1 protein-coding gene is annotated in these 16,574 nt (G+C 46.3%); it reads right to left on the reverse strand.

Annotated features, from left to right (window positions below):
• Positions 1 to 6: 6 nt before the first annotated feature.
• Positions 7 to 16,494 (reverse strand): amino acid adenylation domain-containing protein, encoded by a 16,488-nt coding sequence (locus M1D69_RS11650; protein WP_458106159.1) that lies wholly within the window; start codon positions 16,492 to 16,494, stop codon positions 7 to 9.
• Between the last annotated feature and the right edge of the window lie 80 nt (positions 16,495 to 16,574).

Genomic DNA, 16,574 nt, shown 5'->3' on the forward strand with positions numbered 1-16,574 from the left:
CCCCTCCTATAACAGTTGTTGTATCTTTGTGCTGTCTCCCGGGTGATAGCTTCGCAGTTTCTCAATGGCGGAGCTGTGAGTTTCCGGATACACCTCAATTGTTTCGTCAGTCTGTCCTGAGTCATTGCCCGTTTCGCAGTCTGCCATCTTCATCATCACAAGCTGTTTCAGCGGCCCCCCGAGCAGCAGTTCCAACGCTTCCATCGCTTCAGGGGCTTCAATGGAGCCTATGCCCGCCTGCGCCATTCTTCGCTGATAATCAGGTGAGGAAACAACACCAATGCTGCCCCAATAACTCCAATTGATCACAGCTACTGTACAAGGCCATATTTGTGAAAGCCGATGAGCAAAAGCATCCTTAAAGCTGCAGCCGGCAGCATAATTGCTCTGTCCTGAAGCTCTTGCAAATGATTGTACGGAAGAGAAAAACAAAGCAAAGTCCAACGACTCTTTCTGGAAGACTTGAGCCATTTGCACACTTACATCCACTTTTGCAGAAAGAACATTTCTGAAACGTTCCTCGTCCATATTCATCAGGCTTTGGTCTTGCAAAACGATGGCAGAATGAATGATTCCGTTGACCTCCCGATGTATTTGTTTGATGGCTGCATAAGCGCGTTCCAAGTCCTCTCGGTTTGCGGCATCAGCTTCGATGTAAAACGGAGCCGGCCCTAAACGCGCAAGTCTGTCCAGCTTGCTTTGAATGGATGCATCTTTTGTTCTTCTGCCAATCCAAACAACATGCGCTTGGTATGTTCGAATCATATATTCGCTCCAAGCTTCTCCAATTCCGCCCGCACCGCCTATGACCACATAAACGCCTCCGTGTTTATACTTAGTGTGCACAGGCTGATTGCTGTGTACAGGGATCAGACGCTGTTTGTGCCAGGTTTTGTTCCGATACGCCCAAGTATTTCCCTCTTGATCGAATGGCAAGGAAAAGATTTCAGCCACCGGCCAATTCTCATTTCGATCTACATCGATCAGCTTTGTCTGCCAATTTGTATATTCTTTTGCCATCGAGCCGATCAGACCGTGAAGACCGGCATCAATTGGATTGACAATGTCATGCTGATCAACACATTGCGTATTCGCTGTCACAACCGTCCAGTTTATCGTCTTCTCTCCATAGGCTAAAGAAAGCGTCGCCTTAATGAGCCTGAACAGTTGAATAACGCCTTGGTTTTGGGCTTCAATCATGTCATCACCGATTTCGCACTCCGCAATATGGGAAGGAGAAATCCACACAATATGGTCAAATGCCCCTAATGCTTCAAGCTGGTTTGCCAACTGATGAATCGAATCATGCGGCTTGATGTGCAGCTCTTTGGCAAGCGGGAACTGTCTTTGTACAGCGTTTCTGCTGTTTTCATCCCCACCTAGAATGACAACACGCTCATCTGCAGGCGGAATGATCCTGCTATTCTCCGTTTGCACTTGATCCCATACCGGCGCCATTAGAAGCGCTCCATTCAGAGACGCCTTGCTGTCAGATGGTTTTATTTTTTCCGGGCGTTGTATGTCTTCTTCTATCACTCTTGAGGAGATGCCCTTGATTCTTACACATACCTGGCCTTGTTCATCACATAGATCAATATCCAGCCGTTGTATTCTATCCTCGTTTGGACGCGAGGTGACAGAGACCCACATGTTTTCTGTACATGGGCTATATACTTCAAGCTCCTGCAGTGCAAAAGGCAATGAAAGCTGTTCATCTCTGGAATTCAGCTTTAACCCGACCGACGCCTGTAAAGCAGAATCCGTCATACTTGGATGAAGAATAAATTCGTTCAGCGTTTGAGATATTCCACACGGCAGCGAAAGCTCTGCCAACGCTTGGTTGCGGCCAATGTAAAGCTGCTGTATTCCTTGAAAACCAAGCCCGTATTCTATGCCGATCGCTTTAAATAACTCATAGCACTGTTCATTTGACAGTGTGCTTTGACTGCATTGTGATTGCAGCGCGCTGATATTATGAGAAGGAATATTTCCTGCTTCTCTTATCTCAACCCTGCCCTGACTGTGTACCTTTCGTGCGCACTCACCGTCTTCTGTAAAGATCTCAAAAGCAATTTCACCATCGTGCTGAGGATCAAGACTGATATGCACTTGGACAGGCTGACCGTCCGCCACAATCGGCTGTACCCAAACAACATTTTTTATATGAATGACAGATTGATGATCTTTGAGCCCTCGCACTGCCTGCGAAATGGCTGCATGTACCATCTCAAGATACGCGACCCCCGGCATGACCGGCTTTCCCTTCACCTTGTGGTCGTTGAAAAAGAACTCGGCGCCTGTAAAGATTGAGCTGAAACGCTGCTCTGTCAAATCAGAAGTGTTGGTTTGTACTAATGGGTGCAAACCTGCTGTATCGACAGTTTTTGTCGGTGCCTTTTGTGTGATTGCCTCCTCTTTCATATCCGTTATCCAGTAGCGCTCTTTTGCAAATGGATAGGTCGGCAAGCTGATGCGGTTAGGCAGTTTGCCGCTGTACAGTTTGTTCCAATCTATTTTTAATCCTGCTACCCATAATTCAACCAGTTTTGTATAAACTCCGGGTTCCCAGTCATTTTTGAGTGTTTTCTGAATGTCTTCGTCTGACCTGAGTGTCTGTAATATCCCTTTATTCGCCCTGCCTCTATACATGTTCGCCACATTGGTTTGTCCTTCTATAAAAAGGTGCAGTTTCTTCAGTAAATCTTGAACCGAGACAGCGATAATCCCTAATCTCTCCTCCATTGCATCGCGCCCCTCTTGGAGTGTATAAGCAATATCAGTGAGATCACGATCTGAGATTGAATGTTTGCTGATAAAATCCGCCAATTGCTGTGCTTGGTCCTTCAGGCGATCTTCTTCCTTTGCCGACAAGACAAAGATGCCTGGGTTCTGTGATGTCACTGCTGGCGCTTGTTCAGAAGGAGCAGTTTCTTTTGGAATATATTCCTCAATGACCACATGGGCATTGACACCCCCTATGCCAAATGAACTGACTCCGGCTCGGCGAGGCAGCTCCCGTCCGTTTTCATCCCGCAGCGATTTCCATTCTCTAGATTCCCGCACGATATAAAATGGGCTGTCTTCCAACCTGATATACGGATTGATCGTCTCACTGTGCAGACTTTTTACCAGCGTTTTGTGTTTTAGCTGCAACAGGATTTTGATGACACCGGCTACACCGGCTGCGAGCGATAAATGGCCGATGTTTGTCTTCGCTGAACCCAGTCCGCAATGGCTGGCATGAACAGAAGGATCTCCCGTTTTCTCGTACAGTTCTTTAAATGCAGCCTTCAGCCCGTTAATTTCTACCGGATCGCCAAGTTCCGTTCCGGTTCCATGCGCTTCAATATACGTCACAGTTCTCGGATCGATTCCCGCCTTCAAATAAGCGGTTTTTACGACTTCTGCCTGAGCCTTTGGATTAGGAGTCGTCAGAGAATTCGCGCGGCCTCCGTGATTTACCGCACTTCCTTTGATCACACCGTAAATATGATTGCCGTCGCGTTCCGCCGCCTTTAGTTTTTTCAGGAAGAGGATGCCTGCACCTTCACTGACCGCAAATCCATCGGCTTTATCAGAGAACGTTTTGCATTTTCCTTCTTTGCTCAGAGCCCCGGCTTTATCGTAGGCAATGTGGCCTTGCGGTGTGACAACCGTGTTGACGCCTCCCGCGATCGCCATTTCACAGTTTCCAGCTTCAATTGCACAAACTGCATGATGAATGGCGACCAGTGAGCTTGAACATGCCGTGTCAATCGGTTCGCTCGGCCCATGAATGTTCAGAAAATAACTGACTCTATTCGGTCCGGCAGAAGGACTCATATTAGCAGCCGCTGAGCCTTCGATATCTACATTTGAGAGAAGAGAGCTGTATCCCGTGTTCCCAGTACCGATGAATAAGCCCGTTTTGGTTCCTGATAGGCTTTGGGCTGAATGTCCCGCTTCTTCTATCGCGTTCCAAGCATAGGTCATTAATAGACGCTGCTGAGGCTCCATCTGCTCAGCCTCCAACGGAGAAATGCCGAAGAACAACGGATCAAAGTCGGCTACTCCATCAATAAAACCGCCCCATTTGACGTTCGTTTTATTTGCTTCTTTTAGCGGGTCTCCGTAGTACTCACGCCAATCCCAGCGGTCTTTTGGAACCTCTGTTATACAATCTGTTCCTTCTTTCAAATTCATCCAGTACTCCTCAACATCCTTTGCTTTTGGGAAAACTCCGCTCATCCCTACAATGGCAATGGGTTCGGGCTCAGGCGCATGCTCGGCTGCCTTCTTCACTGGCAGCTCCTTCGGTTTGCCAAAACGGTTTTCGGCTGAAAACCTGATGTCTTTCATGGCTTTTTCCGCAGGCTGTACAGGCAGATCCTCCTTGACAGGCACTGCAAATTGCGCCGAGAATGTATTTTGATATTCTGCTGATAAATACACGGCAAAGGCAGAAACAGTTGCATGCTCAAAGAAAATTGTAGGGGTCAGATCCAGCTTGTATTGTTCATTCAATATATTAGCGAATTCAGTCAAAGTGATTGAATCAAATCCATATTGATTAAACTCCATATCCGGATCAATCTCTTCAGTTTTGATTTTGAGCAATTGAGAGATTGCTTGCTTTAAAATGTCTTGTATTTGGTCCAATAAGCTGTCTTGATCCATTCTTGCTATCTGGGTCACAGGCTCTTGCGCTGGTTTATTCGGAACATCTTCAGAAGGCGGCTTTTGAGACAGCTTTTCTCTCATCATGTCTTTGATACCTTCCATGACAATGACGTTATCTTTACCAAAAGCCAATCCTTTATAAAGTGCCTGAATGCCGTTTTCAGTTCGCATAGCCGTAACGCCCGTATTTTTCATTGTCATTTTTTCAGTTTCTTTATTTACACGCATGCCGCCCTCTTTCCACAGCGGCCAATTGATCGACAATGTTTGGCCGTGTCTGTACATGGCGGTCACAAGCGCATTACGATAAGCGGCATAGCTGTCCATAAATGCATTAGCCATTGCATAATCCGCCTGTCCCGCGCTGCCGGTGATACTAGATATGGAAGAGAAAAGGATAAAGAAATCTAACGCGAGATGCTCGGTTGCCTCATCCACGTTTACGAGCCCTTTTACCTTAGGAGCGAGGACCTGCTTAAGTTCTTCATTTGTTTTATTCATGAGATAGTTGTCTTTAAGCAGTCCGGCACTGTGAATCACGCCATGCAAGTCGCCATAATCAGCTGTGATCCTTGTGATTAACTCAGACGCAGCCTCCGTTTGAGTCACATCAACCCGTCTGTACTCTGTACGGGCACCTAAACGCTGCAGCTCGCTAAGCTGTGATTGCTGATCAGCGCTAAGCGCGGACCTGCCTGTAAGAATCAAAACAGGCTGTTTGACTTGGCTTGCAATTTCTTTCGCAAAAATAAATCCAAGTCCTCCTGCGCCGCCTGTGATGAGGTACACACCCTTATCCCTCCACGGCAATCTGATTACACGGTCAGGCGTATGAATTTCATTTAATTCATTGATGTACCGTTTGCCTTTTTCATATTTAATGCGCTGATCTCCTGTGTTTCTTTTATTCTCTTGGACTATGTCTGCGATCTTATTCATAGTTTCGTTTGAATCGATTTCAATCGTCTGGCCGATCAGCTTTGTATTCTCCAGCCCGGCCGTTTTAAGGAGCGCCGAAAGTCCTGAGAAAGAGTAATGCTTTCTTTGCGCGGAGGTAAGCATTTGGATCAGAACATGGCCTTGCGGCTTGCTTTTGAGGATACTCTGTATCGTCTCAAGCGCTTGTTCGGCATAATCTTGGAATCGCTCTGCCAGACCCTCCCGGTAAGACTCCAATACTATACATTCCGCTCCTTTGAGCTTTGATTCAATGCTGTCTTTTGAGAGTCCGTTCATTTCACAAAGCATGATAATATGCCGTTCATATTCTGGTTCCGGACCGTCTTTGTCGATCTCCCTAGACATCCATTTTTCCTCAAACATCAAAGTTTCCATCGTTTGGTCAGACTCTGCTGATCTAGGATCGCTTTCTGCCGCTCTGAAAGACAAACCTTTTAACCGTACGCAAACATTGCCGTTCTCATCTAAGATATCGATATCCCGTTTTTGCACCTTATCAGTCGCTTTGCTGCCTTCACTGTATCTGGCGTATACCCACATGTTCGAGGAACATGTCCCGAAGACTTCAAGCTCTTGAACCGCAAAAGGCAGCGTCAGCCGGTTATCTCCTGCGCCTGTCAAAATGCTGGATGCCTGTAAAGCGGAGTCCATCAGACCCGGATGCATGCTGAATTGGCTAATTGTATCTAAAACAGAAGGATGCAATGACAATCTTGCCAATACAAAATGTTCAGCTGTATAAATCTTTTCTACACCGCGATAAGCTGGACCGTAGTCAAAACCAATCATTTTATAGGTGTCGTATACTTCGTTTACGGAGAAATGAGTTTGCTGACACTTCTTGCGCAGGGATGCTAAATCAATGACCGGCGTATCCGCAGCAGGATGTAATTCAGCCCCGCCTTGACTGTATACTATTGGTTTGTCACCGGCTGTTTCCGGGTTGCCGTAGATTTCATACGTAATGTCACCATGCTCCTCCGGAAAAAGCCTGATGTGTACTTGCAGCGGCTGCTCCCCGACTACAATCGGCCGCACCCACACTGTGTTTTTGAGCGTAATGCGATACTGACCGTTTTGTACCTCGGCAGCCTGCTCAATGGCAGCTCGCGCCATTTCAAGATGGGCCACTCCCGGCAAGATCCGTTGGCCTTTGACAACATGATCTGCAAGGAAAAACTCTTCTCCCGTATAGATTGAGCTAAACCGCTGTTCAGAGAGATTCGAAGTGTTTTGATGCATTAATGGATGTAACACAGATGCGCTGATGTGAGATGCTTTTTTGTCGGCTTTAACGCTTCCCCTTTTTGCGACATAATCAGAAATCCAGTAACGGTCTTTCGCAAACGGATATGTCGGCAAGCTGATGCGATGCGGCTCATTCTCGCCATACAGCTTCGCCCAGTCCACATCAAGCCCTTTCACCCATAATTCCAGCAGTTTTGCATACTTTCCGCGCTTCATCCATTTTTCAACCGCTTCTTGAATTTCTTCATCTTCCGTCAGCATTTGCAGCGTTCCTTTATCAATCCGCCCTCTATATACATCCTCCACATGATTTTTGCCGGCTGCATAGTCTTTTAGCTTGTCTTGCAAATCCTCAATTGACCCGGAAATGATCCCCAGCCGTTCTTCCATCGCGTCTCGCCCGGCTTGCAGCGTATAAGCAATATTTGCGAGATCTTCGTCTTTGTAAATATGCTGGTCTAACGCTTCAGCCAGCTGCTGTGCGTATTCTTTCAGTCTTGGTTCATTTTTAGCTGATAGGACGAAAATACCTGGATGCTCAGAAGTGATCGACGGTATGCTGCCAGCGTCCGCCTCCGGAATATATTCCTCGATGAGCACGTGGGCATTTACCCCGCCGATACCAAATGAACTGACGCCTGCACGGCGAGGCAGCTCCTGCCCCTGCTCATTCTGTAGCGCTTTCCATTCTTCTGTTTCCCGAACGATATAAAATGGGCTGTTTTTAAGCTGAATATACGGATTGACAGTCTCGCAATGGAGACTTTTCACTAAGGTTTTGTGTTTAAGCTGCATTAAAATTTTAATAATTCCTGCTGCACCGGCTGCAAGCGATAAATGACCGATGTTTGTCTTCGCTGAACCGAGGCCGCAATAATGATTGGCAGAAGTGTCTCCTTCTTTTACACCCAGCCCTTTAAAAGCCGCTTTCAATCCGTTAATTTCAACCGGATCTCCAAGCTCCGTACCTGTTCCGTGCGCCTCAATGTACGTCACCGTTTTGGGATCGATTCCCGCCTTTTGGAATGCCGTTTGAATGACTTCCGCCTGGGCCTTCGGATTAGGCGTCGTTAAAGACGCCGCACGCCCCCCGTGGTTCACTGCGCTTCCTTTTATCACTCCATAAATATGGTCTCCCGCTTCCTCGGCCGCTTTTAACTTCTTCAGAAACAGTATGCCGGCTCCTTCCCCATGAGCAAAACCATCAGCTCGATTTGAGAACGTCTTGCATTTGCCTTCTTTGCTAAGGGCACCCGCTTTATCAAAGCTGATATACACCTCAGGCAGAATAATCGTATTAACGCCGCCGGCTAATGCCATGTCACAAGTGCCTTCCTCGATTGAGGAAATGGCGTGATGGATCGCTACCAATGAACTGGAGCACGCCGTATCAATAGGTTCACTCGGCCCATGCAGATTAAGGAAATAACTGACTCGATTCGGACCGACTGACGGGCTCGTGTTAGCTGCCGCTGACCCTTCTATTGCCGAGTTCGCTTTAGATAAAAGAGAACTGTATCCTGTATTACCCGTTCCGATGAATACGCCTGTTTTCGTGCCTGACAGACTTTTTGCCGAATACCCTGCATCTTCAATCGCTTTCCATGCGTAAGTCAATAATAAGCGTTGCTGCGGCTCCATTTGTTCAGCTTCACGCGGGGAAATGCCAAAGAATAATGGGTCGAATTCCGCAATGCCGTCAATAAAACCTCCCCATCTTACATTCGTTTTATTGGCTTCCTTCGCAGGGTCCCCTTCATATTCGCGCCAATCCCAGCGGTCTTTCGGAATTTCCGTCATGCAGTCCTTGCCTTCTTTTAAGTTCTTCCAGTAGGCATCCACATCTTTTGCCATAGGAAAAATGCCGCTTATTCCGACGATTGCGATTGGCTCGGGCCCGGATTCACTCTGTATGGTTGCCGGATGCATAACCGGCTGCTTTCGGCGTCTTTTTGAGGTGCCATGTATGGTTTTATCCTGTTCAAATGCAGGCTGAGCCTGAGCCTTAGACCTGGTGCGTACAGCTAATGTTTTCGCAAATACCGCTTGATATTCTTCTGACAAATGCTTGCCGAACTCATGGATCGTCGGATGGTCAAAAAAGACGGTTGGCGTCAGCGCCAGTTTATATGCCCGATTGATATGGTTGGTGAATTCCGTCATAGAAATGGAGTCAAACCCATACACCGTCATTTCCGCATGGTCATCAATCGTTTCAAAAGGAACCTTTAACAGCTTGGCGACCTCCCGCTTTAACATCGCCTTTACTTTATCCAGCAAACTCCCTGTGTCAATGCTCTTTGTCGGTTCAGTCATGCTTTCTGTTTCTCTCTTTTCAATAGGTGCTGAGACTGTTTTTGACAGCATGTTTTGTTTTATCTTCTGAACGTTGCCTTCCATCACCATGACCTGGCTTGCCTCACTATTGAACGCTTGATAAAAAGCCTGTATGCCTTGCTTTGCTTCCAGAGGAACAATTCCGGCCAGCTGCACAAGTCTTTTCTCCGTTTCACGATCGACCTTCATGCCGCCCTCTTTCCATAATGGCCAGTTTACAGAAAGCGTTTTGCCCTGCCGCTGACCGTGTTCGGCTAGCGTACTGCGGTATCCGGCATACATATCCATAAATACATTGGCTGCCGCATAGTCAGCCTGACCAATGCTGCCTAAACTTCCCGAAAGAGATGAAAAGAGAATGAAAACATCCAATGCCAAATCCTTGCTGGCTTCATCCAGGTGAACGAGTCCTTTTACTTTAGGCGCCAGCACGTCATGCAAATCTTCTGCTGATTTCTTGGCCAAATAGCTATCTTTAATCATTCCCGCGCTATGAAGAATGCCATCAAGACGGCCATGTTCTTTCTGGATATTGTTCATTAACTGGTACACTGCGATTTTATCGGCAACATCCATTTGCTGATAGGTGATCTCGGCCCCTATGGCGCGAAGCTCTTCAATCTTCCCTCTTTTATTATCATCCAGAGGTGAACGGCCCGTCAGAACGACTGTCACATTTTTCGTTTGTTCAGCAATTTCTTTTGCGAACATAAGGCCTAAGCCACCGGCACCGCCTGTGATGAGATAAACGCCGCCGTCTTTCCACGGCATGCTGATGTTACGGCTTGCCGCTTTCATTTCACTCCAATCTGCAATAAATCGTGTGCCGTTTTGATATCTGATATGGGTGCCGCTGCTTATTTGATTTTCTTTCAGTTTACGGGCGATACTTTCCCCGCTTTCTTCACTGCTGAATTCAATCATTTGTCCGGTCAGCTTAGCCGTTTCTAACTCGGCCGTTTTCAGCAACCCTGTCAATCCAGAAAATAATTGCTGTTCGCCTACTGCGGAGGTCACGATCTGAATCAGAATATCTCTTTTCGGTTTCTCGCGAATCAGCGCTTGCACTTTTCTAAACACCTGTTCCGTATACGAATGAAAACGCCCATCCACTGAAGCAGGTCTTGCTTCCAGGATGAAGACATGGACATGCTCCATTTCTGCTTCGATCTTTTTTCTTATATCCTGATCACATTCACAGAGGAACACGAGATGCTCTGCATATGCTTTATCCGCTTTTCCGCCAGCCTTTTGTTCTTTCCAAACGGGCTGAAGCAATAAGGTTTCTGAATGTGATGATTCTGTTTGTATGTCAGCCTCCATCACTCTTGTTGAAAATCCCTTCATCCGTATACAAACGCTGCCCTGCTCATCGCATAGATCAATATCAACTTTCTGTATCAGATCGCCCGGTTTATTTTTTGAATTGAATTGAACATAAACCCACATATCAGAAACGCATTCATGAAAGACTTCAAGCTCCTCTAAAGCAAATGGCAGTGCAGCTTTAAAGTCTTCACTGTCAGAAAGCTCCGCCCTGGTGACGTTTTGCAAATATTCAGCCGCCTGTAACGCCCCATCCAATAAACTTGGATGAAGAGCATAATCGGCTGCTGTATGAGAGACAGATCCCGGCAGCGATAATTTGGCGAGCAGCTGGCCGTCTCCTTTATAAACGGTCTCCACACTCTTGTATCCGGGACCGTAATCGGCTCCGATCATGCCTTCATAAAATAAGGAGGTGTCCATGAAGCTTTGATTACATTGGTTCTTTATCGCCTCTAGATCCAATACCTCCGCATGCTTTGGCTGAAATAATTCCGCTATTCCCTGGTTATATACAATTGGGTCTGCGTCAGCGGATTCCGGTTCACCATACATCCGATAAAGAATATGTCCGCCGTCTTCATCATAGAGCCCGATGTTTACTGTAACCGGCTCATCTCCCGCTACAACCGGACGCATCCAAACCACATGTTTCAGGCGGATTCCTGATTCCACATCACCTAAACCGCCAATTCCTTGTTCTACAGCGGCTCTTGCCATTTCAAGAGTGACAGCTGCAGGCAAAATCGCCATCCCTTTAATGATATGCTCAGCAATAAAATACTCCTGTCCTGTGAAGCTGGAGCTGAACCGCTGCTCCGATAAAACAGATTTATTCTGGTGCACCAAAGGATGCAAGCGCGGTTCAGCTGTTTTACGATTGCCCGTGCTGATGTCAGGCCAGTACCGTTCTTCAGCAAAAGGATATGTCGGCAGACTCATGCGGCGCGGCTTCGCATTCTGGTAAAGATGGCGCCATTCAACATGAAAACCTTTGGCCCACACTTCGGCAAGCTTTTTCAGTTTGCCTTTGGACATCCATGAAGCAACCAGTTCTTCCGTTTCCTCATCTCCAAGCAAGAGATCAGCGGATTTCACTCGCGTTTTTTCTCCTTGAATACAGCCTTCTGTCAACGGTTGTCCATTCACAAAACGCTCCAGCTGCAGCTTCCATTCTTCCATATCGCTCGCCATAAAAATAACTCTTGTGTCCATCGCCTCCCGGCCGGTCTGGAAGGTGTATGCCAAATCCCTTAAAGAGTGTTGTGTCAGATCATTTTGACTGACAAATGTCAGCAGTTCCTTTACATATGCTTGCAGCCGCTCCCTGTTCTTTGCCGATACCGGAATGAGGTACGGAGGATTTCCTTCATTATCCGCTCTTGTATCTTGGGCATTTTCATATTGTTCAAATATGGCATGAGCGTTCGTTCCGCCAAGCCCAAACGAGCTCAGCGCTGCCCGATGTACACCTTGATTTTTCTGTAGTAATTTTCGTTCGCGGACAACATAAAATGGAGAGCTGTCAAAGTGAATATTCGGATTCGGCTCCTGGCAGTTGATAGTTGGCGCAAGTTCGTTATGAGATAAGCTCATGGCAACCTTAATGCAGCCGGCTAACCCTGCGGCAGTATCCAAATGTCCGATATTGGTTTTCACCGAACCGATTCCGCAAAATTGTGTTTTGTCCGTGTATTGCCTGTACACTTTGTTTAAGGCAGAAATTTCAATAGGGTCGCCTAATTTAGTCCCTGTACCGTGTGCTTCAATGTAGCTGATCGTTTCGGGATGGATATTGGTTTCGTCCAATACGCTCTGTATGACCTCTATTTGGCCTTTTACGCTAGGTGCATAAAAGCCGGCCTTATCAGCTCCGTCATTATTGATTCCTATTCCGCGCATGATGGCGTAAATATGGTCTCCGTCTCTTACCGCATCCACAGCTTTTTTCAATAGGACGACAGCCACACCTTCTCCTCCAGCCATTCCGTCAGCTGCGGCGTCAAATGCCTTAACATGCCCGTCACTTGAAAAATTCAATCCGTTTTGATGCACATAGCCTATTCCTGACTGCGCGTGCAAGGTTGCGCCTCCAACAAGCGCGTATTCAGATTCACCAGCTGTTAGGCTTTTGTACGCTTGATACAAACCCACTAGTGAAGAAGAGCAATTGGAATGAACAAAGTAGCTTGGCCCCTTTAATCCGAGCTTGTGCGAGATCATCGTCGGGATCGTTCCGCTTTGGGCTAATACCCATGAGACATAGCCATCCGGAGATTCATGTCCTTCTGTTCTCTCCTTCGGCAATAACGTTCTGTAGGAATTGTTGCTTGCAGACATATATACACTTGTTTCCGGAATCTCTTTTGCCACATAGCCCGCATCCTCAATTGCTTTCCATGAATGCAGCAATAAGAGACGAAGCTGAGGGTCCATAAACTCAGCATCTTTAGGAGAGATCTGAAAGAAACCTGGGTCAAACAAATCTTTTCCCTCAATCACAGATTGCACAGGAACGTAATCAGGATGTTGAATTAATTCTTCAGGCACTCCGTATTCTCGCAGTTCTTCTTTTGAAAAAAATTGAATACTTTCCTTGCCTTCTTTGATTTGATTCCAGAACTCATGATGATTTTTCGCACCCGGAAACTGGCACGAGATTCCCACAATGGCAATACTGTCTTCAAAATACGGCGGCAGCGCTTGCTGTTCCGTCTGTTCCGTTTGTTTCACCCTCTTCACATTCTGCTTGCTTTCATTTTGAGGAATGGCCGCCGCATCTGTGTTTTTCATTTCAATAATGTATTGGCTGATGGCCCTGATATTGGCGTACTCGAACAGCTCCGTTACACTGAATTCACAGTCAAATTCTTTTTGGATTCGTTCCGCCACGGCCACGGCAAGAAGTGAATCGCCTCCCACATCGAAAAATCCGTCCTCTGGCCCAAAACCGCTGACTTTCAGCATATCCTCCCAAATGAGCTGCACTTTTCTCTCTACTTCTGATAACTGTAAATGTTGTGTTTTTCTATGATTTAAAATGACCTTCCGATGTTCCAATTCCTTGCGGTTCACTTTCCCGCTTGGTGTTAACGGCATTTCATCCAGGCGGATAAAGTGCGCAGGTATCATATATTCCGGCAGGCTGGATTTCAGGCAACGGCGCAAATCGTTTGGATCGATAGGCGGATGTCCAATTTGCTCCGTATAATATGCAGCCAGCTTTTTATGTCCTTCCAGCTGCTTGACCACTACTGCCTGATCTAAAATGCCCGGATATTCACTCAGTTTCGTTTCTATTGCACCTAATTCAATTCGGAAACCTCGGATTTTAACCTGGCTGTCAATGCGGCCTAAATATTCAATATTCCCGTCAGGCAGCCATCTTGCTGAATCACCGGATTTATAAAGCTTGGTCCCAGATTCAAACGGATTGTCAATAAATGTTTCCGCTGTCAGGCCGGGCTGGTTATAATAGCCCCTTGCCAATCCGTCGCCTGCGATACAAAGTTCACCAGGTTTTCCGATCGGAACAGGCTTCAGATGCTGGTCCACGATATAAATCTTCGTATTGGATACAGGCTTGCCGATTGGCGTATGATGACTGGCGATATCTCCTGTTCCGCATCCGAAATAAGTCGCGTAAATGGAGGCTTCTGTTGGTCCGTAAATATTTTCAACACGGCAGTTTTTAAAGATCGAAACTGCCTTTTTCACCAATTCCTTAGGAAAGGCTTCTCCTGCAACCATCATGTATTTGATTGGTCCTTCTTCAGTAAATTTCCTGTTGTCTTTCGCCGTTTCTAAAAATACATGCAGCATGGCAGGAACAAAATTAACATGGGTCACTTGATATTTTTCAATCACATTCATGCACAGCTGCGGTGATTTCTCTCCATCTGGCGGAAGAATAATAAGGCGGCCATTTCCGATAAACCAGCCGAATATTTCCGATATGGATACGTCGAAAACATAATTCGTCTTTAATAAATAAGCGTCCTCAGCAGTGACAGGATACTGGGATTCAAGAAAATTCAGTGTATTCATAATGCTCTGATGCTCTACCATGACTCCTTTAGGCTGTCCGGTACTGCCCGAGGTGTAAATGATATATGCGAGATGATGGGGTTTGACTTCTCGTTTCAATCCACTTTTTTGCTGAGCTGTGTCCGTCTGACTGCAAGCCAAATCGATATTGATGACTTTTACATGGTCATCAGTTAATTTGTTTACTTTGTCATGATCTTTAGATTGTGTAAGGACAATGGACGCTTCACTGTTTTTGAGCATGTACGTTAATCGTTCTTGAGGGAAGTTCGGATCTAGAGGCACATAGGCTCCGCCGGCTTTCAGAATCCCTAAAATTCCGATCAGCATATCAAACGAACGCTCTGTACAAATCCCTACCGGGCGTTCCGGTCCAGCCCCCTGTGCTTGAAGATAAATGGCCAGCGATGTGCTTTTTTGATCTAATTCCTTATATGTAAGAGTCTCCTCTTCGAATACGACCGCTATCGCATCGGGGGTTTTTTTCGCTTTTTCCTCAAAAATCTCATGTATGCACTTGTCTTTGGAGTCATTTGTCTTTGTCGCATTCCATTGCTCGAACAAGCTGATTTGTTCTTGATCTAGCTGTAAAGAGTATGTTTCAAGTGATAAAGACGGATCGTTAATGATGTTTTCAGTGAGTTTGATGTAGTTCTCCATCATTCTTTCAATGGTAGATAATTCATATATATCAGGGTTATACAGAAGATGAAGCACTGTTTCGTTTTCTTGTTCATACACTTCCAGCGCCAGCTCGAATTCCCCTTCTTGCCGAATGTCCTCGATATATTTGATGCCAAGAGCTTGATATTGCTCCAGCATTTTTTGTAAGCCTGCTGTCTGAAAGAAATTCTGGTAGAGAAAGGCTGTTTGAAAAATCGGAGAATCCGCTGCTGAGCGGTCTACATTCAGTTCTCTTACCAGTGCCGGAAACGGGTATGCCGCATGGTCAAGTCCGTCTGCCACTGTCAGCTGCAGGTCTCGAAGGAACTCTTGAAATGTTTGGGTTCCTATCTCTTTACTCCGAACAGCCATCATATTAATAAAGTACCCGATGATCGATTCAAAACCGTCTTCAGGCCGCCCCATTGTCGGGACTCCCACAATGATGTCCTTTTGTTTTGTGTAGTGATGCAGCAGCACTTTATAAATAGAAAGGTACACAACAGATTCGTTCACATCATGAGAACGGGTTAACGACTTTATTTGCTTGCTCAGGCTATGAGGGAGCAAGCTTTTGTAAGCTTGCCCCTTATATTTTTGTGCTGAAGGACGGGGACGGTCGGCCGGCAGCTCAAGAATAGGCAGCGTCCCGGACAGCTGCTCTTTCCAATAAGCAAGATGCTCAGCCCCTTCTCTAGCGCCCAGCATACGGTTTTCCCAGTCAACAAAGTCAGGATAATCGGCCGGTAAAGTCTGCAGCACCAGCTCTTCGCCTCGCAGCAATTGTTGATACGCCTCTAAAAGCGTCGATATAAATGTCAGCATTGACACACCGTCAAATATCATATGATGAACCGTGATAAGCACAATGCATGCCTCATTTGACTGATGAAACAGATATGTGCGCATTAACGGACCAGTTTCCAGATGAAAAGGTTCTTTAGCTTTTTCTTTTAGGTAGGGCAATACCTCAGCTGTATGCATAGCTGAGATATCCGCTTCCTCAAAATGAAGAGCCTGCGACGGCTGAACCGTTTGAAATGGAATGCCATTTTCCTCTTGAATCACACTCGTTAAAACAGGATATTGTTTCTGTACAAACAGAAGGGCTTGCTTGAACGTCTCGACATGTAATTTTTTGCTGACGCGAAAGCATAAAGGAATATTATATGCGCCCATATCAGGAGACATTTTTTGAAGCATCCATAACCCTTTTTGACCTTCTGAAAGCGGGCTTTTCAACTGACGCTTCATGCTTTGAAGATGTTCTTCTACCTCAGTAATCGTTAATTCTCCTGATCTGTAGGCATCGAGAATTTCTTTATGGTTCATAC

Source organism: Bacillus sp. PK3-037, from assembly GCF_054161355.1.

Excerpts from the sequence above, each read along its gene's own strand:
- M1D69_RS11650 (WP_458106159.1), bottom strand. The coding sequence starts at position 16,494 with ATGAAGCGTCAGTTGAAAAGCCCGCTTTCAGAAGGTCAAAAAGGGTTA.